The 20,001-nt window shown below is 70.8% G+C and carries 19 protein-coding genes and 1 pseudogene; 13 read left to right on the top strand and 7 right to left on the bottom strand.

Annotated features, from left to right (window positions below; all coding sequences use genetic code 11):
* The first annotated feature begins 167 nt into the window (after positions 1–167).
* Together ACZ7GJ_RS05065 and ACZ7GJ_RS05070 are read left to right on the top strand one after the other, a co-directional pair.
* Positions 168–512, top strand: a complete 345-nt coding sequence (locus ACZ7GJ_RS05065) for a DUF3817 domain-containing protein (protein WP_470749489.1) — start codon at positions 168–170, stop codon at positions 510–512.
* On the top strand, positions 509–805 hold the full coding sequence (locus ACZ7GJ_RS05070; protein ID WP_470749491.1) for an MTH1187 family thiamine-binding protein: 297 nt from the start codon (positions 509–511) through the stop codon (positions 803–805). Before ACZ7GJ_RS05065 ends, ACZ7GJ_RS05070 begins: the two co-directional genes overlap by 4 nt.
* Positions 806–810: 5 nt before the next feature.
* On the opposite strand, the gene ACZ7GJ_RS05075 is transcribed toward ACZ7GJ_RS05070, so the two are convergent.
* Together ACZ7GJ_RS05075 and ACZ7GJ_RS05080 are read right to left on the bottom strand one after the other, a co-directional pair.
* Entirely contained in the window at positions 811–1,299 is a 489-nt protein-coding gene (locus tag ACZ7GJ_RS05075) for a hypothetical protein (protein WP_470749493.1), read from the bottom strand.
* Positions 1,296–1,625 (bottom strand): plasmid mobilization protein, encoded by a 330-nt coding sequence (locus ACZ7GJ_RS05080; protein ID WP_470749495.1) that lies wholly within the window; start codon positions 1,623–1,625, stop codon positions 1,296–1,298. The genes ACZ7GJ_RS05075 and ACZ7GJ_RS05080 overlap by 4 nt, the downstream gene beginning before the upstream one ends.
* Positions 1,626–1,735: 110 nt before the next feature.
* On the opposite strand from ACZ7GJ_RS05080, the pseudogene ACZ7GJ_RS05085 reads away from it, so the two are divergent.
* Positions 1,736–1,875 (top strand): annotated as a pseudogene (locus ACZ7GJ_RS05085) (thiamine-binding protein); the annotation flags it as partial.
* A gap of 43 nt (positions 1,876–1,918) precedes the next feature.
* Here ACZ7GJ_RS05085 and ACZ7GJ_RS05090 read toward each other — a convergent pair.
* A complete protein-coding gene (locus ACZ7GJ_RS05090) occupies positions 1,919–2,191 on the bottom strand; it encodes a hypothetical protein (RefSeq protein ID WP_470749497.1) in 273 nt (90 codons plus the stop codon).
* Between the two features lie 480 nt (positions 2,192–2,671).
* A complete protein-coding gene (locus ACZ7GJ_RS05095; protein WP_470749499.1) occupies positions 2,672–3,781 on the bottom strand; it encodes a glycoside hydrolase family 6 protein in 1,110 nt (369 codons plus the stop codon).
* A gap of 224 nt (positions 3,782–4,005) precedes the next feature.
* Here ACZ7GJ_RS05095 and ACZ7GJ_RS05100 point away from each other — a divergent pair, with 224 nt between their 5' ends.
* The 3 genes from ACZ7GJ_RS05100 to ACZ7GJ_RS05110 all read left to right on the top strand — a co-directional run bounded on the left by ACZ7GJ_RS05100 (position 4,006) and on the right by ACZ7GJ_RS05110 (position 6,697).
* The gene (locus ACZ7GJ_RS05100) at positions 4,006–4,515 is read left to right on the top strand and encodes a MarR family winged helix-turn-helix transcriptional regulator (protein ID WP_365922385.1); all 510 of its coding nucleotides are present in this window, start codon (positions 4,006–4,008) and stop codon (positions 4,513–4,515) included.
* 57 nt (positions 4,516–4,572) lie between these two features.
* Positions 4,573–4,902, top strand: a complete 330-nt coding sequence (locus tag ACZ7GJ_RS05105; RefSeq protein ID WP_470749502.1) for a DUF3817 domain-containing protein — start codon at positions 4,573–4,575, stop codon at positions 4,900–4,902.
* A 94-nt stretch (positions 4,903–4,996) separates the two neighbouring features.
* Positions 4,997–6,697: an acyl-CoA mutase large subunit family protein gene (locus ACZ7GJ_RS05110; protein WP_470749504.1), complete on the top strand. Its 1,701-nt coding sequence runs from the start codon at positions 4,997–4,999 to the stop codon at positions 6,695–6,697.
* Positions 6,698–6,814: 117 nt separating this feature from the next.
* On the opposite strand, the gene ACZ7GJ_RS05115 is transcribed toward ACZ7GJ_RS05110, so the two are convergent.
* Positions 6,815–7,456 (bottom strand): TetR/AcrR family transcriptional regulator, encoded by a 642-nt coding sequence (locus ACZ7GJ_RS05115; protein ID WP_470749506.1) that lies wholly within the window; start codon positions 7,454–7,456, stop codon positions 6,815–6,817.
* Between the two features lie 231 nt (positions 7,457–7,687).
* On the opposite strand from ACZ7GJ_RS05115, the gene ACZ7GJ_RS05120 reads away from it, so the two are divergent.
* From ACZ7GJ_RS05120 to ACZ7GJ_RS05150, 7 genes are all read left to right on the top strand, one after another.
* Complete coding sequence (locus tag ACZ7GJ_RS05120; RefSeq protein ID WP_470749508.1) at positions 7,688–8,686, top strand: tetratricopeptide repeat protein; 999 nt, start codon at positions 7,688–7,690, stop codon at positions 8,684–8,686.
* 607 nt (positions 8,687–9,293) lie between these two features.
* A complete protein-coding gene (locus ACZ7GJ_RS05125; RefSeq protein WP_470749510.1) occupies positions 9,294–9,944 on the top strand; it encodes a DUF6230 family protein in 651 nt (216 codons plus the stop codon).
* 114 nt (positions 9,945–10,058) lie between these two features.
* Positions 10,059–10,616, top strand: a complete 558-nt coding sequence (locus ACZ7GJ_RS05130) for a DUF6114 domain-containing protein (protein WP_470749512.1) — start codon at positions 10,059–10,061, stop codon at positions 10,614–10,616.
* Positions 10,606–11,916: a hypothetical protein gene (locus ACZ7GJ_RS05135; RefSeq protein WP_470749514.1), complete on the top strand. Its 1,311-nt coding sequence runs from the start codon at positions 10,606–10,608 to the stop codon at positions 11,914–11,916. The genes ACZ7GJ_RS05130 and ACZ7GJ_RS05135 overlap by 11 nt, the downstream gene beginning before the upstream one ends.
* A gap of 227 nt (positions 11,917–12,143) precedes the next feature.
* A complete protein-coding gene (locus ACZ7GJ_RS05140; protein ID WP_470749516.1) occupies positions 12,144–13,031 on the top strand; it encodes an FG-GAP repeat domain-containing protein in 888 nt (295 codons plus the stop codon).
* 20 nt (positions 13,032–13,051) lie between these two features.
* Positions 13,052–16,930, top strand: coding sequence for a hypothetical protein (locus tag ACZ7GJ_RS05145; RefSeq protein ID WP_470749518.1), 3,879 nt, complete (start codon positions 13,052–13,054; stop codon positions 16,928–16,930).
* Positions 16,927–17,160, top strand: coding sequence for a hypothetical protein (locus tag ACZ7GJ_RS05150; protein WP_470749521.1), 234 nt, complete (start codon positions 16,927–16,929; stop codon positions 17,158–17,160). Before ACZ7GJ_RS05145 ends, ACZ7GJ_RS05150 begins: the two co-directional genes overlap by 4 nt.
* A 134-nt stretch (positions 17,161–17,294) precedes the next feature.
* Here ACZ7GJ_RS05150 and pyk read toward each other — a convergent pair whose 3' ends face one another.
* Positions 17,295–18,713, bottom strand: a complete 1,419-nt coding sequence (pyk, locus tag ACZ7GJ_RS05155) for a pyruvate kinase (RefSeq protein ID WP_470749523.1) — start codon at positions 18,711–18,713, stop codon at positions 17,295–17,297.
* A gap of 62 nt (positions 18,714–18,775) precedes the next feature.
* Complete coding sequence (locus tag ACZ7GJ_RS05160) at positions 18,776–19,990, bottom strand: acetate kinase (protein WP_470749525.1); 1,215 nt, start codon at positions 19,988–19,990, stop codon at positions 18,776–18,778.
* Positions 19,991–20,001 lie beyond the last annotated feature (11 nt).

A 20,001-nucleotide genomic window follows, 5' to 3' on the forward strand; every position in this document is an offset into this window, starting at 1 on the left:
GCAGTGGGCGAGCCCGAACAGGGCCTGTTGGCCGATATCCGCCACACTCGGGCACTTTCGTGCACCTTCGGGGGTGTGCGAACTGCCCCCGGCGGGACCCGCGTCAAGATCCCCCGCACCGGCTGAGACACTGGAACGGACCCCCGGCACCCACCCGAAGGTTCCACGTGGACATCAAGACCGCTTCCGCCCTGCACCGGCTGCGCCTCATCTCCGTACCGGAGGCGCTGTCGTTCCCGGCCCTGCTGATCTTCGGGTCGCTGCTGAGCCGGATCTCGGACATCGACTACCTGATGATGCCGCTCGGCGCCCTGCACGGGATCCTGTTCCTCATCTACACGGTCTTCCTGCTGGATGTCTGGAACAAGGCCAAGTGGCCGCTCAAGAAGGTCGCCCTGTTCTTCCTGCTGGCGATGCTGCCCTTCGGCGGCCTGTACGGCGACCGGCTGCTCAAGCGCGACGAGGCGGACAGCGTCCTGGCCGCGCGGGCGCGCGAGGCGGCCCGCGCATGATCGTCGCGTTCTCCGTGACCCCGCTCGGGGTCGGTGAGGAGGTCGGCGCCTACGTCGCCGACGCCGTGCGCGTCGTACGGGAGTCGGGGCTGCCCAACCGGACCGACGCCATGTTCACCACCGTCGAGGGCGAGTGGGGCGAGGTGATGGACGTGGTGAAGCGCGCCGTGGAGGCCGTGGAAGCGCGCTCGCCGCGGGTCTCCTTCATCCTCAAGGCCGACATCCGCCCCGGCGTCACCGACGGCATCACCTCGAAGGTCGAAACGGTAGAACGCCACCTCGCCGAGGGCTGACGCGCTCACACGACCTGGACGTGCACATCGGGCGGATTGAGCACCGACAGATACGCGGCCATGTCCTCCGGGTCGCTGGTGAAGATCACTGCGCTGCCGTGCTTCGCGGCGGCCAGGGCCACGCTGGCGTCCACTGCGTCCGGCCGCTTCTTCGGGGGGAGTTCGGCCTCCCCGAGGGCGGTACCGATACGGCGCCAGTCCGTCAGGTCAAAACCCGTCGCGCAGGCGATGCACTCCGGACGGCCCGCCTTGGTCTCGCGCATCGGCGGGACCGAAGCCCGTGCCCGTGGCACGGAACAGTCCCTGAGTGTCGTGGCCAGCGCATGGACCAGCGCCGGGTTGGGGCGCCACACCTGAGCCAGCACCGGCCCGAGGACAAGGGCCCGGTGCGGGGTCTCCTTCAGGGCTTCGTGCAGGTGGACCGCCTTGGCCTTGCGGTCGGCAAGGGCGATGAGCATCCCGGTGTCGTAGACGGGGACCCTCCCCACGCTCACGCGGCTCTTCCGGAACGCGCACCGGATCGATCTGCCCCGTAGACGAGATCAAGGGCCGCTTCGACCTCCCGCCGCTCCTGCTCCGTCAGTGCCCCGACGGCCGTGTCCTCCTGCGGCGCACCCGCGCCCGCGGCCTCGGCTTCAGCCGCCGCGATCAAGGCGTCCACGTCCGCGAACTGCGCCTCTATGGTCTCGGTCTCCGCCATCTGTCGCGTCGCGGCGTGCACGAGGTACGCCGAGACGTCCAGGCCGGCTCGCTCGGCATGCCGCCTGATGCGTTCGGCCTGCTCCTGCTCAAGGCTGATGCTGATCCTGGTCTTGGCCACAAGCGCAGTGTATGACGCGTATTACGCCCCGCCAAGCCGGACTCACCCCGTCGCGTCAGACCGGCCGCCATGGGCCCCGGCCGTGTACTCGGGGGTGAGTGCCTTCCAGCGAGTGGGGCGAGGTGATGGACGTGGTGAAGCGCGCTCGCCGCGGGTCTCCTTCATCCTCAAGGCCGACATCCGCCCCGGCGTCACCGACGGCATCACCTCGAAGGTCGAAACGGTAGAACGCCACCTCGCCGAGGGCTGAGCCCCGGCCCGGCTCCTCCGCTTCGGCAACGCCCCCGGCCCGGTCAGCCGCCCAGCAGGGCGAGGAAGCGGCGTACCGCCTCGACCACCGGGACCCCGACCTCGCCGACCACGGCGGCGACCCCGGCGATGGAGCCGAGCGCACGGCGCACGGCTCCCGGGGGAGCGGCGTCGCCCTCCTGGACGGTCTCCAGGGATTCGTCGATGACCGCCCGGTCCGCTGCGGAGACCTGGCCCCGGAGCGTCTGGATCAGGCCGATCATCTCGCGGAAGACGGCCTGCGGGTCCTGGGGTGCGTTGTAGTTGTAGGGGTTCATGTTCTGGCCGGTGTTCCCGGTGCCGCCGTAGACGTTGACGTTGTCCCGACGTGCCCGATGTAGTTGTTGATCTTGAGGTCGAAGTCGGCGTGCGGGGGCTGCCCGCCGTCTCGATGACCAGTGCGTAGAACGTCCTGCGCAGCAGTGCCACGACCAGCCGGCCGATCGCGACGAGCGCCAGGGCCAGCAGGACGAGCGCCGTGATCTGGACGGAGACCTGCTCGTAGTCGCCCGTCAGGCCCTCCCGGATCGCCCACTGGGTGATGACCGCCACGACCGCCAGCGCGACGACCGTCGAGGCGAAGCGCCCGACGGCCGCCTTGCGGTCGGCGCCGATCCACAGGACGCGCCGACTCACTCGGACATCGATGACCTCGTGTCTGGCCATTGCGGATCCCCCTCCACGCACTGCCCGTGGCGCACGGGATCCTCGCCAACCCCCCTTCCGGCAAGGCGTTCTGCCCAGGTGGATACGGCGTTTCAGCCCTTCGAGCGACGGGCCAGCCCGAGTGCGTAGTCGGGCCACCAGCGGCCCGCGGCCGGACCGCCGCGGCAGGGGCCGTCGGACTCGCCCGGGCGCTTGATCCACAGGTACGCGTCCACGAGCGGGTCGCCCGTCCGGTCGGTCGGCGGGGCGCCCAGGGACCTGCCCGGCGGGTTGCACCAGGCCTGTCCGCGGTCGCCGCCCAGCGGGCCGTCGCCGTTGCGGCTGGTGTCGATGACGAAGTGCTTGCCCTTGGCGGCCTTGGAGATCTTGGCGCCGTAGGCGCGCCCGGCTTCGACGGGCTGGAAGTTGGAGACGTTGAGGGAGAAGCCGTCGGCGCGCTCCAGGCCGGCCCGCAGGAGCGGGCCGACCAGTTTCTTCGGGTCCGGGATCCAGGCCGGGTTGCCCGCGTCCAGGTAGACCTTGGTGTTCTTGTTCCGCTTGAGCCGGTCGACGGCCTCGGACAGCAGCCGCAGGCGCTCGTCGTGGCGGTCGGCCCGGGTGCAGCCGTCGACGACGTGCGCGATGGCGTCCGGCTCCAGGATGACGATGGCCTTGTGGTCCGCGATGTTGTCGGCGAAGGCGCCGATCCAGGTGCGGTAGGCGGCGGCGTCCCGGGCGCCGCCGGCCGGGTGCCGGCCGCAGTCGCGGTACGGGATGTTGTACGCGGTCAGCACCATGGTCCGGCCGGCCGCCCGGGCGCCGGCCCGCGCCCGGCGGATCTCCGGGCCGGGGTCGCCGGCCGGACCCCACAGCGCCATCGGCCGGTCCGAGATCCGCCGCAGCACCTGGGCGTCGCTGTTGCGGCCCTGCGCCTCCCAGGCGTCGACCTGCCGGGCGGCGTCGCTCTGCGGGTCCACCCAGAACGGGGACTCGTCGACCGGTCCGGCCGCCGCCGCGGGCCGGTCGGGCGGCGCGGACCCGGGCCCCGCCTGCGGGGCCGGGCTGCACGCGGGGGCGGCGGCCAGCAGCAGCGCGAGGCCGAGGGCGGCGGGGACGGCGCTGGGGAAGGCGGTGCGCAGGGGGCTGCCGGTGCGGGGAGCGGTGGGACGGGGGCGGGCGCGGGGGCGGGGGCTGCGGGCGACGGTGCGGCGACGGCCTGGCATCCGGCTTCCTCCGGGCGAAGGGTCGGGCAGCGGACCGGGATATCGTGACATAAGCGACATTAAGGGCGGTGGTGCGACACCGGCCGCGGGCCCCGAGGCCCACGGGGCTCACCGTCCGAACGCGTTCGCGGACCGGCCGCCCCGCCAGCCCGCCCGCAGGTCCGCGGCGGCCGAGGAGTGAGACGGGGCCCGCCGTCAAATGACCGACCGGTAGGGTCTGTGGCGTGCCGAAGCCGCTCAGCCTCCCCTTCGACCCCATCGCTCGCGCCCATGAACTCTGGCAGCAGCGCTGGGGCCCGGTGCCCTCGATGGCCGCCATCACCTCGATCATGCGGGCGCAGCAGATCCTGCTCGGCGAGGTCGACGCCGTGGTCAAGCCGTACGGGCTGACCTTCGCGCGGTACGAGGCGCTGGTGCTGCTCACCTTCTCCAAGGCCGGGGAACTGCCGATGTCGAAGATCGGCGAGCGGCTGATGGTCCACCCGACGTCGGTGACGAACACGGTGGACCGGCTGGTCAGGTCGGGGCTCGTCGCCAAGCGCCCGAACCCCAACGACGGCCGCGGCACCCTCGCCTCCATCACGGACAAGGGCCGCGAGGTCGTCGAGGCGGCGACGCGGGACCTGATGGCGATCGACTTCGGCCTGGGCGCGTACGACGCCGAGGAGTGCGCGGAGATCTTCGCGCTGCTGCGCCCGCTGCGGGTCGCCGCCGAGGACTTCGAAGAGGCGTAGCGGGGATCACTCGGCCCCCGTCGAGATCGCGCAATTCGGACGGCTAGGCTCGACGGCATGAAAAAGAGCGTGCTGACCCGCTACCGGGTGATGGCCTTTGCCACCGCCGTCATGCTGCTGGTGCTCTGCACCTGCATGATCTTCAAGTACGGCTTCGACAAGGGTGCGGATCTGACCTTCGTCGTGTCACAGGCCCACGGCGTGCTCTTCATGATCTACGTGGTCTTCGCCTTCGACCTGAGCTCCAAGGCGAAGTGGCCGTTCGGCAAGATGCTGTGGGTCATGCTCTCCGGCACGATCCCGCTCGCCGCCTTCTTCGTGGAGCGCAAGGTCCGCGCCGAGGTGGAGCCCCTCGTGACCGGCGGGCTCGCCACCGCGAAGGCCTGAGGACTCGCGTCCCGCTCGATTCCGCCGCCCCCGGGGTGACTCTCCGGGGGTTGCCCATCGACATTTACTAGGACGTCCTAGTAAATTCATCGGTATGGACGCTGACGCCATCGAGGAGGGCCGCCGCCGCTGGCAGGCCCGTTATGACAAGGCCCGCAAGCGCGAGGCCGATTTCACCACGCTCTCCGGCGATGCCGTCGACCCCGTCTACGGGCCCCGGCCCGGCGACTCGTACGAGGGATTCGAGCGCATCGGCTGGCCGGGGGAGTACCCCTACACCCGCGGCCTGCACCCCACCGGGTACCGCGGGCGGACCTGGACCATCCGGCAGTTCGCCGGGTTCGGGAACGCCGAGCAGACCAACGAGCGCTACAAGATGATCCTGGCCGCCGGCGGCGGCGGGCTCTCCGTCGCCTTCGACATGCCCACCCTCATGGGCCGGGACTCCGACGACCCCCGCGCCCTCGGCGAGGTCGGGCACTGCGGGGTCGCCATAGACTCCGCGGCCGACATGGAGGTGCTGTTCAAGGACATCCCGCTCGGGGACGTCACCACCTCCATGACCATCTCCGGGCCCGCCGTGCCCGCCTTCTGCATGTACCTCGTCGCCGCCGAGCGCCAGGGAGTCGATCCCTCCGTCCTCAACGGGACGCTCCAGACGGACATCTTCAAGGAGTACATCGCCCAGAAGGAGTGGCTCTTCGAACCCGAGCCGCACCTGCGCCTCATCGGCGACCTCATGGAGTACTGCGCCGCCGGCATCCCGGCGTACAAGCCGCTCTCCGTCTCCGGCTACCACATCCGCGAGGCCGGGGCCACGGCCGCGCAGGAGCTCGCGTACACGCTCGCCGACGGCTTCGGCTACGTGGAACTCGGCCTCTCCCGCGGCCTGGACGTGGACCACTTCGCCTCCGGACTGTCCTTCTTCTTCGACGCGCACCTCGACTTCTTCGAGGAGATCGCCAAGTTCCGCGCCGCCCGCCGGATCTGGGCCCGCTGGATGAAGGAGGTGTACGGCGCCAAGACGGACAAGGCCATGTGGCTGCGCTTCCACACCCAGACCGCCGGGGTCTCGCTGACCGCGCAGCAGCCGTACAACAACGTCGTGCGCACCGCGGTGGAAGCCCTCGCAGCCGTGCTCGGCGGCACGAACTCGCTGCACACCAACGCCCTCGACGAGACCCTCGCCCTGCCCAGCGAGCAGGCCGCCGAGATCGCCCTGCGCACGCAGCAGGTGCTGATGGAGGAGACCGGCGTGGCCAATGTGGCCGACCCGCTGGGCGGTTCCTGGTACGTCGAGCAGCTCACCGACCGCATCGAGGCCGACGCGGAGAAGATCTTCGAGCAGATCAAGGAGCGCGGACTGCGCGCCCACCCGAACGGGCAGCACCCGATCGGGCCGATCACCTCGGGCATCCTGCGCGGCATCGAGGACGGCTGGTTCACCGGGGAGATCGCCGAGTCGGCCTTCCAGTACCAGCGCTCCCTGGAGAAGGGCGACAAGCGGGTCGTCGGCGTCAACGTCCACCACGGATCGGTCACCGGGGACCTGGAGATCCTCCGGGTCAGCCACGAGGTGGAGCGGGTCCAGGTCCGCGAACTGGCCGAGCGCAAGGGCCGGCGCGACGAGGCCAAGGTCAAGGCGGGGCTGACGGCGATGCTGGATGCCGCGCGCGACGGCTCGAACATGATCCCGGCCATGCTCGACGCGGTGCGCGCCGAGGCCACGATGGGCGAGATCTGCAACGTCCTGCGCGAGGAGTGGGGCGTCTACACCGAGCCGCCGGGCTTCTAGTCCGCCGACGCCGCGCGATACGGCCGGTCGTGCCCCCTCCTCCGTACGGTGGCGGGCGCGGCCGGCCTTCGCGCAACCAGCCGGAGCGGCCCAGGCGTCAGCCTCAGGCCTCAGGCCTCAGGCCTGGTCGGGGCCGCGCAGGCCGTGCATCAGGAGGGCCGTGAAGGTGGCGACCCAGAGCTCGTCGACCGGCTCCGAGCTCACCAGGGCGCGGTGGACCACCGTCCCGGCGATCACGTCGAAGATCAGGTCCGTGGTGCGGTCCGCGAGGGACTCGTCCTCCTCGTACGGGAGTTCGCCGCGCGCCTGCGCCCGCTCGCGGCCCAGTACGACGAGACGTTTCTGCCGGTCCACGATCGCCGACCGGATCCGGTCGCGCAGTGCCTCGTCCCGGGTGGACTCGGCGACCACCGCCATCAGGGCCGTACGGGCCTCCGGGCGCCGCAGCAGCTCCGCGAAGCGCAGGACCACGTACTCGATGTCGGCTTCGAGGGAGCCCCGGTCGGGCAGTTCGAGGGCGTCGAAGAGCTCCGCCACCGCGTCCACGACCAGCTCGTTCTTGCCCGCCCAGCGCCGGTAGAGGGTGGTCTTCGCGACGCCGGCGCGCGCCGAGACGTCGCCCATCGTCAGCTTCGACCAGCCCAGCTCCACCAGCGCGTCCCGCGTCGCGGCGAGGATCGCGGCATCCGCGGCCGCGCTGCGCGGGCGGCCGGTGCGGCCGCCTGGCGGGGTGTGGGTGGCTGAGCTGGGGTTGCGCATGGCCGAGACCATACCCGCCAGTAGTGGAACCGCCGGGACCCTCGAAGGTGTGGTTCAGATCACGGGGCGCGGGGAGGCTCGGGGAGTTACGCTACGACTCGTAGCGTAAGAGCGACAACCACGCGAAGCTACCGGCGCCAGGTGGGGACCCGGCGTCAAAGACACAAGAGGGACCGGCCCGATTCGGCCGATCTTTTTCGTCGGCGCGCGCACTCGGGGGAGGATGTACGCATGCAGCCCAGAAACATGTCCATGAGCGGCGTCGTAGACCTTGCCGCGGTGAAGGCGGCCGGCGAGGCCAAGGCGAAGGCCGAGCAGGCGCGCGCGGATGCGGCCCGGCAGGCCGCACAGGGCGGCGCCCCCGCTTCCGCCGGCGCGCTTCCGCCGTCCGCGCTCGTCATCGACGTAGACGAGGCCGGTTTTGAACGCGATGTGCTCCAGCTCTCCGCTGAGGTGCCGGTCGTCCTCGACTTCTGGGCCGAGTGGTGCGAGCCCTGCAAGCAGCTCAGCCCGCTGCTGGAACGTCTGACCGTCGAGGCGAACGGCCGCCTCGTCCTGGCCAAGGTCGATGTCGACGCCAACCAGATGCTGATGCAGCAGTTCGGCATCCAGGGCATCCCGGCCGTCTTCGCCGTGGTCGCGGGCCAGGTCCTGCCCCTGTTCCAGGGCGTGGCCCCCGAGCAGGAGATCCGCGCGACGCTGGCCCAGCTGGTCCAGGTCGCGGAGGAGCGCTTCGGGATCATCGGCATCGAGGTCGACCCGAACGCCGAGGCGCCGGCCGCCCCGGCGGCCGCGGCCGAGGCCCCGGCGGGCCCGTACGACGCGCTGCTGGAGGCGGCCGTCGTCGCGCTGGACGCCGGTGACCTGGGCGGTGCGGTGCAGGCGTACAAGAACGTACTCGCGGACGACCCGGCCAACACCGAGGCCAAGATGGGCCTGGCCCAGGCCGAACTCCTCGTCCGCGTACGGGACATGAACCCGCAGACGGTGCGCGCCGAGGCGGCCGCGAACCCGCGCGACCCGGCGGCGCAGATCGCGGCGGCGGACCTGGACCTGGTCGGCGGCCACGTCGAGGACGCCTTCGGGCGCCTGGTGGACACCGTACGGGTGACGTTCGGTGAGGACCGCGACGCCGTGCGGGTGCGGCTCCTGGAGCTGTTCGAGGTCATCGGTGCGGACGACCCCCGGGTGTCGGCGGCGCGTACGGCGCTGGCGCGGGTGCTGTTCTGAGGACCCTTCCGCAGGCGCCCCTGGAGGCGTCGCCGAAGGCCGGTGGACCACCGGCGATTTGTTGACACAGAGCTAAACAGCGGCCGCACTTTGCCAAAACTTGGTAATTGCGGCCGCTGTTACTCGCAGTAAATAGAACCCCGTGAACTGTCCGGTGTGTTCACTCTTCCGCCGATCTGTCGTGGCCCTTGGTGACACCGTGTGTTGCTGCCCGATACCGGTGCGCCGTACGTAGGTTATCTGGCCGTTACCCGCCAGTAACGACCCCCCTTGTGCCCCGGCCGGGAATGGACCACGATCGGCGACGCTCGGTCCTTCCCGCAGAGCCGCTCACCCGGAGCCGCGGTGGAGGGTCCCCACCGAGCCGGCCGATGGCAGTGGCACCGGCCGTGGGACAGGGGGGTCTCCGCCGCACGGTGGGGCCTGTCCTCCAGGTTGCGCGAACGCGTGGCCAAGTGGTTGTCGCTCGGGGGTGATCGCCGGTGTACCGAACGCGGCCAGGCCGCGGCTCGGCCGCTTGCGCTCCTTCCCGAGGACGTAGCACTTCTCCCATCCCAGGACGGGCACGGCCCGGACCGGAGATGTACGTCCGAGAAGGAGGAACGAAATGAGTTCTCAGGTTCGTGGCGGGACCAGATGGAAGCGCTTCGCGCTCGTCATGGTGCCGAGCATCGCGGCCACGGCCGCGGTCGGTGTGGGTCTGGCGCAGGGTGCCCTCGCGGCGTCCTTCAGCGTCTCCGGCCAGGACTTCAAGGTCAGCGCCGAGAAGCTCGACGGTGACAACCTGATCCAGTACGGCAGCATCACCAAGGGCAAGGACCTCAAGGGCCCCGGTGACGTGTACCACCCGGTCACCATCTCCGGGTTCAGCCACGCCGAGATCACCAACATGTGCCAGTCGCTGGTGACGCCGACTCCGATCGGCAACATCACGCTCCAGCTGCGTACCGGCCACAAGGGCTCTCCGGCGATCGCGGACAACATCTACCTGGATGTTGCCGAGCTCGACGCCGACGCCGAGTTCACCGACCTCGACATCGGTGTTGCCGTGGGCGAGCTCGGCAAGGACGGCACCACCAAGCCGCAGGCCGGCACGGTGAGCAACAATGCGATGTTCTCGCAGCGCGCCAAGAAGGCGATCCTCACCAACGTCAAGCAGAAGGCGTGGGCGACGACGGCGGGCACCTTCAAGCTGCCCAACCTCAAGCTCCGTCTGCTGAGCGGCGACCAGCCGTGCTACCAGGACGTCAAGGACTGACGCAGTCCCGGTGCTTGACCGGACGGGCGGCCGGCGACGGCAGCCGTCACCGCCGCCCGCCCGTCCGGGCTCCACAGAGTTCTCCGTACCACCGTTTCCAGGGAGCTGTTGTCCATGAACCCCCAGGCCCCGGTCTACGTGCGCGCCGAAGATGACGCCTTTCTCACCGTGGTGTACTACTACGTCCACGCCTGGAGCGGTCGCCGTCCCTTCTGGGCCGGGCTGTTCACGCTCCTCGGTGGCCTCCCGATCATGTACTTCCCGTACGCGGACCTCCGGTTGGGCAACGTCACCTTCGCCATGGCCACGACGGCGGGCTCCGGCTCGCTGATCATCGGCGTCCTGCTGGTAACGCTGGGCCTGGTCCTGTGGTTCCAGCGCGGCGCGAGGGTCTTTGCCGGCGTCGCCGCGATCCTGCTGGCGCTGGTGTCCCTGCCGATGTCCAACCTCGGCGGCTTCTTCATGGGCTTCAGCCTGGCCATGGTCGGCGGTGCCCTCGCCCTCGCGTGGGTCCCCGGCAAGCCGGCGGACGAGGCCGCGCAGGCGGGCGGGCCGGACAAGGCCGAGGCGATGGCCGGCTCCCAGGGCATTCCGGGCCCCCGTGAGACGGAAACGGCATACGCGAGCGAGACGACTGCCCACGCCGATGGCGGGAGGAACAGTGCGGGGTGACGAGACGCAGCGGGGTGAGGCCCCAGGCGCAGAGTCCCGTGAGAGAAAGGGCCCGCGACACGCGGCGCCCAGGAAGTCGTTGCTGACCAAGATCCAGATACCCGTCGGCAAGACGATGGCGCTGGCGGCCATGCCGACGGCGGTCTTCGTGGGGATGGGCATGGCGCCGAAGCTCGCCATGGCCGACGACAAGGAGATCCCCTTCGCACCCGGGCCGTGCGTGACGCGGTCCGACGAGCCCGCGGAGTCGGAGTCTGCGAAGCCGTCGCCCTCGAAGTCCCCTTCGAAGACGCCGTCGCCGAGTTCGTCGCCCACCGCGACCCCGTCGCCGGGCGTGACCCCGTCGGCGTCGACGCAGGCGGAGAAGCCCGCGGAGAAGCAGCCGGAGCAGCCGGCGCAGCAGCCGGCCGCGAACCAGGCGGCTCCGGTCGCCCCGGTCGCCCCATCGGCGTCCAAGAGCGTGAACCCGCTGGACCCGCTGGGTGTCGGCGACAAGATCAAGGGCTTCTTCGACGAGCTCGGTAAGCCCCTCGCGGGCACGAAGCCGGCGGACGCCCCGGCGACCGCGCCCCAGCCTGCCGCCACGCCCACCCCGGACCCCTCGGCGGACGCGATCCGCGAGGCGGCCCGTAAGGCGGGCGTCGAGGTCTCGGAGCTGTCCGAGGAGGTCAAGGGCACCGTCACGACCCCCAAGGACGAGACGGGCAAGACCGCCGATGACAAGGCGGACGAGAAGGCGGACGAGAAGGCCGACGACGAGGACACCGAGCCCTCGCCCGGGGCCTCGAAGGGTGCGGACGGGAAGGAACCCTTCCCCTGCCCGACCTACGACGCCAAGGCGCTGGCCGACGCCGAGATGGAGCAGGGAATCCCGCTCCTGCCGGACGAGCCCTGGTACCTCGACAGCTCGCTGCTGACCCTCTACGGCCTGGACTACGCGGGCATCGTCGAGGTGAAGACTGCGGGCGGCAAGACCAAGAAGGTCCTGAAGTTCACGGCGGACTCGCTCGACATCAAGGACCTGTACCAGACGGTCGGCAAGGAGGGGAAGGTCGCCCACCTGAAGTCCCGTCCGGGCTCCACGTCCAAGATCCGCGGCGGCACGGTGACGATGTACACCGAGAGCCTCAAGGGCAACCTCTTCGGTCTGATCCCGATCGAGTTCACCCCGAACAGCCCGCCGCCGCTGAACGTACCCTTTGCGTTCTTCACGAACGTCAAGGTCGTACAGGCCGGCCAGTTCGGAGGCACCCTCACCGTTCCGGGCCTCAAGAACTACATCGGTCCGCCGGAGGGGTAGCAGCCCACGCGCGTTCTCCTCGGCCCGTCCCCCTGCCCGGGGGACGGGCCGTCGGCATTGTGATGTACAGCCAACTTATAAGTTCTTCACAGGGGTTGAAGTCTGGACTAGCGTGATCACGCCGCAGTCATGGACGCGGCGCGCGGCTGTCCACGGGGGGAAGGTCGAGTACTTCGGCGTGCCCTTGGCACGCCTGCGCTCGAAACTCCTTAAGGACCAGCTCTTTCATGCTGCAAACAATGAACCGCTCGGTGCGCCGGGTGGTGATCGGCGCGGTCGGCCTGGTGCTGGCCGCCGTCGCGGCGGGGGTGTCCGGAGCCGCGCCGCCGCTGTGGAGCGACCGCACCGAGAACACGGCGGCCACGGCGCCCCTGACGACGTTTCCCCTCTTCGCGCGCAACGCGAGCACCGGCAAGCTCCGGGCGTACGAGGCGAACGGCACGGGCGGCCTGAAGGCCGGCTACGAGTTGGGCGGCGGCTTCGGCGACGCGTCCGCACTCCTCCAGGCCAACGTCTCGGAGGGCGGCAGGGGCAACGACCTCTACCACCGGATGAGCAACAACCTCTACTACACCGCCGAGCACGGCAACGACACCAAGCTCATCGGCGGCGGCTGGGACATGTACAACCTGCTCCTCTCCGTCGGCAACATGGGCGGTACGGCGGCCCCGGACATCGTGGGGCGGGACGCCGCCGGAGCCCTGTGGCTGTACACGGGCAACGCCGACGGCACCTTGGCGGCCCGCATCAGGATCGGCTCGGGCGGCTGGAACTCGATGACCGCGCTCGCCGGCCGCGGCGACTACACCGGTGACGGCAAGGCCGACCTGCTCGCCCGTCACAGCGACGGCAACCTCTACCTCTACCCCGGTACCGGCAACGCCGTCGCCGACGGTGCGCTGGGCACCCGTATCGCCCTGGGAACCGGCTGGGGCGCGTACAAGGCACTCGTGTCCGCCGGAGACACCGACGGCGACGGCAAGACCGACCTCATCGCCAGCGAGCCCTCGGGCGCGCTGTGGCTGTTCAAGGGCACGGGCAAAGCAGCCGCCCCCTTCGCCCCGCGGGTGCAGATCGGCACCTCCGGCTGGGCCGCCTTCGACGTCCTCTTCTGAACAGAACGGCTGATACCGGAATGCGCAAGAACGCACCGCCGTCCAGACGCCGTCGTACCGGCGCCTGGACGCGATTCCTCGTCACCACCGCCGTGGCCACGGCCGCGGCCGTCACCTTCACCAGCAGCGGCATCCAGCCGCCCGCCGACCCCCTGAGCACCGCACGCCCCGCCGCGGCCTCCGAGCTCGACCTCGACGCCGCCAAGAAGGTCCGCGACGCGCAGTGCCTGCTCGGCAACGTCCTGCGAAAGGGCGGCGCGGAAATGAAGGCCGTGGCCCGGGCCGGGCTGAACGGCACGGAGGCCGAGCTGCTCGCCGCCGCCGCGCCGAACTACTGGGACCAGACCCCGCTGGCGACCGCGTACGACAAGGACCACAAGGCCGCCGACGACAAGTTGGCCGAGATGCAGGAGCGCGACAAGGCCTGGCAAGCCTCGCTCTACATGCACGACATCCCGCCCGGCTACACCTACACCGGCTTCCAGTGGCCGCCGAACAACCCGAACATCTTCACCCAGACGGGCTTCGGCGGTTGGATCGCCGACCGCTTCTGGACCGGTGAGAGCGACCACTACGTGGATCCGCACCCGGTCGCCAGCAAGGAGTCCGCCGACGCCGTCACGGCCATCGCCAACGCCCGCTACTACCCCGACGGGTCCTATGAGGACCGCAGCGCGTGGGAATGGGACATGCAGCACATGCATCCCATGTACGCGGACGACGCGCGCATGTTCCTGGAGAACGGCGGCTTCCCGACCTCGGCCCCCGCACCGGACACCATGGAGTTCCGGGTCGACGTCGAGAACCTGAAGGCCCGCTTCGCCTCCTGCGCCACCACCAACCCGGTCGACCCGCACCACGTGCTGACCGCCGAGGTCGCCGTGGCCTCGCAGGAGTGGCAGAACGAGATCGCCGGCCAGCGCATCCAGCGCGACACCATCCTCGGTGCCGAGCAGGCCGCGTCGAAGGACCTCCAGATCGCCGCGCAGGCGATGACCGAGTCCCTGGGCCAGTCGATGATCGCCAGCCGGCTCGCGGACTGGGAAGCGCACTTCCTGAAGGTCCCGGTCGGCAGCGGGCGCCCGCCCGCGTCCGAGTTCACCAAGGCCCGGACCTGGATCGAGCAGGCCAAGGCCCGCGCCACCGGGCGGCTGTACGTCGCCTCGCGCGCGGCCCAGGACGCGCAGGCCCAGGCCGCCACCGTCGCCGCCGCGCAGACGGCCGCGTACCAGATCGCCGACCAGGCGGGTCTGCCCCGCGGCCGCGGACTGCTCTACGGGCAGCAGGCGGCGCAGATCACTAAGGCGTCCGCCGCGGCCGCACAGGCCGCCGCCAAGGCGACCGAGACCGCGCTGAACGCCACCCGCGCCTCGGCCGCCGACAGCAAGACGCTGAACTCGCTGGCGATGACCCAGGCGCACGCCTCGAAGGCGGAGTTCCGCCGCAAGGCCGCCCAGGAGGCCGAGGCCCAGGCCAAGGCTGCCGCCGAAGGAGCGGCCGCCCAGGCGGTGAAGGCGGCCGAGAACGCGGCGAAGGCCAAGGCCGCCCAGACGAAGGCCGCCGAGGCCGAGACCGCCGCGAAGAACGCGGCGGCCGACGCCAAGGCCAAGCGACAGCAGGCCGAGGCCGAGCGCGACTACGCCAAGTCCCAGAAGGACCTGGCGGAGTCCGAGCGGAACAAGGCGGCCGCCGCCGAGTCCACCGCGCAGAACCAGCGCGCGATAGCGGCAGAGAAGCTCACGGGCGCCCAGGCCGCGGGCCGCACGGCCGGCGAGCAGAAGGACGCCGCGCTCAAGGCCGAGCAGGACGCGGTCGCCGCCCGCGACGACGCCGTCGAGGCCGAGACCCGGCGCGACGCGCTCAACGCACAGGCGGCCGCCCTGGAGTCCCAGGCAGCCGCGGACGAGGGCAGCTCCGCGGCCGGGGCCTCGCGCGCCGCCGCGACCAGGGCCCGGTCCGAGGCCAACGACGCCACGAGCGCGGCCACCGCCGCCCGCGCGGCGGCGAACACGGCCACCACGGCCGCGTCCAACGCGCGCGCCGCGGCCACCCGGGCCGAAGGCGCGGCGAAGCGGGCCCAGTCGGCCGCGGACCAGGCGAAGGCCGACGTGGCCATCACCGGAGCCGCGGTCACCAAGGCGCACGCGGCCGCCGCCGAGGCGATCGACGCCTCGTGGCAGGCGAGCTGGAACGCGGTCACCGCCAAGGCGCTGGCCGACACGGCCAAGGCCAACGCGCTCAAGGCGAAGGCCGACGCGACCGTGGCACGCGCCGAGGCCAACGCCGCGGGCGCCGAGTCGATCCGTACGGCCGGGTTCGCCTACTCCACCGCGCAGGCGGCAGCCGCCGCCCGCGACTCTGCGGCGCAGGTGATCAAGCCGGCGAACGACGCCATCGAGATGGGCTCCCCGTACAAGGAGACCGACGCCTCGGCGGGTCTGGCCGTACTCACCGGCCAGGCGGCCAAGACCGCCGCCGAGCGCCAGGCGGCCGTGGCCCAGGCCAAGTCCGACCAGGCCGCCAAGGCCGCGGCCGAGGCCAAGGCCCTGGCGGCGCAGGCCGACGCGGACGCGAAGATCGCGGCGGAAGCGGCGGCCTCGGCGGCGGACTGGGCGGCGAAGGCGGCCAAGTCGGCCGCGGCGGCCCAGGCGTCGGCGAACCAGGCCGCGGCCTCGGCGAAGGCCGCGCAGGCCTCCGAGGCCAAGACGGTCGCCTACCACGAGCAGGCGACCGCGGACGCGGCGGCCGCCCAGGCGGCGGCCACCACGGCCGACGGGTACGCCAACGCGGCGGACTCGGCCGCCACCGACGCGGAGCGGGACGCGGCTTCGGCCCGTACCGCGGCGGCGGGTGCCGAGGCCGACGCGGGTACCGCCCGCGGGATCGCCACCCAGGCGGAGAAGGACGCGACGACGGCAGAGGCGGCCGCGTCCCGCGCCCAGGAGGCCGCCGACCAGGCCCAGGTGATCGCCAAGGAGTCCGAGAGCTGGAAGGCCGAGGAGAAGACGGCGAAGGCCGCGGCGGTCTCGGACCAGGGGCAGGGCGTCACGGGCGAGGGGATCGTCTGGGTCTCCAGCATCAGGGATGCTCCGGAGCCGGTCAGCGACTGCGTCGGTACCGGTGGCTGCGACATCACCTTCCGCCACCACATCACCGGCACGGTGGTCTACCTGCTGCTGATGTGCGACGTGCCGGGCACGGCGCTCGGTGACTGCATCGGCAACATCTCCTCGGAGTACCTCACGCAGGTGCCGATCGACGTCACGAAGGACAAGGTCGAGCACATCGCGGGCCGGGACCTGGCCGAGGCGGCCGTCAAGGGGATCGTCATGGCGATGATCTCCGACATCAAGGGCTGCATCTGGGACCTCCAGGCGTCGAGCTGCGCCTGGCTCGCCGCGGAGTTCGTGATCCCGGGGATCCTCGGTCTGCTCGCCAAGGCCGTCACGGGGATGCGGGCCGCGATCAGGGCCGGGGCCTCCCTGGCCGTGTGGGAGGCGGAGATGGCGTCGCTGGGTGCCTCCGCCGCCGCCATCCGCAACATGACCGGCGGACTGAAGGTGTCCGAACTCGTTGCCGCGGAGTTCAAGAAGATCTTGGACATCGCCAAGGCGAAGGGGCTGAGCAACGCCGGACTCGGCGCGAAGCTCTGGGAGAACACCACGGGCAGGGGACCGGTCAACGCCGAGGGTGCCTACGAGATGATGAACCTCAAGCACCTCGCCGAGGTCAAGAAGGGGTTCACCAAGGGCGAGGTCCAGGGCGTGCGCGACGCGTACGCCGAGGTCTACCGGCTCCGTCCTTACCACCCGGTCGCCACGCCCAAGGGCAACAAGAGCGCCGGCCCCCGGGCGGACCTGATGGACTGGCTGCTCCAGCATTGGGACGAGGTGCCATGAGAACCCGCTTCTACGCCGGCCGGCACGAACCGCTGACGGTCCACTTCGAGATCATCGGCGGTGAGCACGTCATCGACCCGGGCGACTGGATCGACGTCGAGTTCGCCGAGTCCGAGACGCCGAGCTCGGTCCTCCCCGTGGAAGGCGCCCTGGTCCTGACCCAGGAGGGCGACGGCTCCATGAGGGTGTGGGACTCCTCCGGCCGGGAGATCGACCCCGGCGGCGAGTGACCGCATGAGAAAACGCCGAGGGCGGGGGCCCCCCCCCTGCCCCTGTTTTCTCCCCCTCCCCTCTTCCGCCGGGCTCTGTCCCCACCCCGATCGCGATCGGGGTGCCGCCCTCGGCCTCTGTGCGGCGGAGTCGGTCAGCCGCCCAGGTGGTGGACGCGGACCATGTTGGTCGTGCCCGGGACGCCGGGGGGCGAGCCGGCCGTGATGATCATGGTGTCGCCCTGGTTGTAGCGCTTGAGCTTGAGCAGCTCGGCGTCCACGAGGTCGACCATCGCGTCGGTGTTGTCCACGTGCGGGACGACGTAGGACTCGACGCCCCAGCTCAGGGTGAGCTGGTTGCGGGTGCCGGTGTCGGTGGTGAAGGCCAGGATCGGCTGGGACGCGCGGTAGCGCGACAGCCGGCGGGCGGTGTCACCGGACTGGGTGAAGGCGACGAGCGACTTCGCGTCGAGGAAGTCGGCGATCTCGCAGGCCGCGCGGGCGACGGAGCCGCCCTGGGTACGGGGCTTCTTGCCCGGGACCAGCGGCTGGAGGCCCTTGGCGAGGAGCTCCTCCTCGGCCGCCGAGACGATCTTCGACATCGTCTTGACGGTCTCGATCGGGTAGGCGCCCACCGAGGACTCGGCCGACAGCATGACGGCGTCCGCGCCGTCGAGGATGGCGTTGGCGACGTCGGACGCCTCCGCGCGGGTCGGGCGGGAGTTGGTGATCATCGACTCCATCATCTGGGTCGCGACGATCACCGGCTTGGCGTTGCGGCGGCACATCTCGATGAGCCGCTTCTGGACCATCGGGACCTTTTCGAGCGGGTACTCGACGGCCAGGTCGCCGCGGGCCACCATGACCGCGTCGAAGGCGTCGACGACGGCCTCCATGTTGGCGACGGCCTGCGGCTTCTCGACCTTGGCGATGACGGGGACCCGGCGGCCCTCCTCGTCCATGACCTTGTGGACGTCGTTGACGTCGTTGGCGTCGCGCACGAAGGACAGGGCGACCATGTCGCAGCCCATCCGCAGGGCGAAGCGGAGGTCGTCGACGTCCTTCTCCGACAGGGCGGGGACGTTGACGGCGGCACCCGGCAGGTTGATGCCCTTGTGGTCCGAGATGACACCGCCCTCGATGACGATGGTCTTGACCCGGGGGCCCTCGACCGAGGTCACCTGGAGCTCGACGTTGCCGTCGTTGATCAGGATCTGGTCGCCCTTGGCGACGTCACCCGGCAGACCCTTGTAGGTGGTGCCGCAGATGGACTTGTCACCCGGGACGTCCTCGGTGGTGATGGTGAACTCGTCACCGCGCACCAGCTCGACGGGACCCTCGGCGAAGGTCTCCAGACGGATCTTCGGGCCCTGGAGGTCGGCGAGGACGCCGACGGCGCGCCCGGTATCCGCGGAGACCTGCCGGACGCGGTCGTACCGCTCCTGGTGTTCTGCCTGGGATCCGTGGCTGAAGTTGAATCGGGCCACGTTCATACCTGCCTCGATGAGTGCTTTCAGCTGCTCATACGAGTCGACGGCGGGGCCCAGCGTGCAGACGATTTTGGAACGGCGCATGGAGCGATCCTATCGGTTTGTTTCGTAGCGGAATATTCCGTCTGGTGGAAAGTCCAAAGTGACTAGCCGGTAACCAATTCGTACGCCTGCGCGGCGATCTCCAGTTCCTCATCGGTCGGGACCACGGCCACGGCCACCCGGGCGTATTCCGCCGAGACCAGCCGCGGCTCGGGGGAGCGCACGGCGTTGGCCTCCAGGTCCAGGGCGAGCCCCAGCTCGGCCAGGCCGTCCAGCGCGGCCTCGCGGACCTGGTGGGCGTTCTCGCCGACCCCGGCCGTGAACACCACCGCGTCCACCCGGCCCAGGACCGCCGAGTAGGCCCCGATGTACTTCTTCAGACGGTGGACGTACGCGGCGAAGGCGAGGCTCGCCGCCTCGTCGCCCTCGCCCGCCCGCCGCAGCACCTCGCGCATGTCGTTGTCGCCGCACATGCCCAGCAGACCGCTCTTCTTGTTCAGGAGCGAATCGATCTCATCCACCGAGAGGCCGCCCACCCGGGCCAGGTGGAAGATGACCGCCGGATCGAGATCGCCCGAACGGGTACCCATGACCAGACCCTCCAGCGGGGTCAGGCCCATCGACGTCTCCACGCACACCCCGCCCCGGACCGCCGAGGCGGAGGCCCCGTTGCCCAGGTGCAGCACGATCACGTTGACCTCCTCGGGGCTCTTGCCGAGCAGCCCGGCGGCCGTCCGCGAGACGTACGCGTGGGAGGTGCCGTGGAAGCCGTACCGCCGGATGGAGTACTTGTCGGCGGTCGCGGCGTCGATCGCGTACCGGGCCGCGTACTCCGGCATCGTCGAGTGGAACGCCGTGTCGAAGACGGCGACCTGCGGGATGTCCGGGCGCAGCGAGCGCGCCACCTCGATGCCCGTCACGTTCGCCGGGTTGTGCAGCGGAGCCAGCGGGATCAGGCCCCGGATCTCCGCCAGCACCTCGTCGTCGATGACGGTCGGCTCGGTGAACCGGGTCCCGCCGTGCACCACCCGGTGGCCCACGGCGGCCAGTTCGGGCGAGTCCAGGCCCATGCCGTCCGCGGCGAGCTCGGCCGCCACCGCCTTCAGTGCGGCCTCGTGGTCCGCGATCGGGCCGAGCCGCTCCCGCTTGCCGCCGGCCGCGCCGGCCCCGATCAGCGGCTCGTGCACGAGCCGGGACGTCTCCTCGCCGATCCGCTCCACCAGGCCGACGGCGAGGCGGGACCGGTCCGCCATGTCGAGGAGCTGGTACTTCACCGACGAGGAGCCGGAGTTGAGGACGAGTACGCGAGATGCGGTCACGATGGGGTCTT

The organism is Streptomyces sp. NPDC037242 (assembly GCF_055604165.1).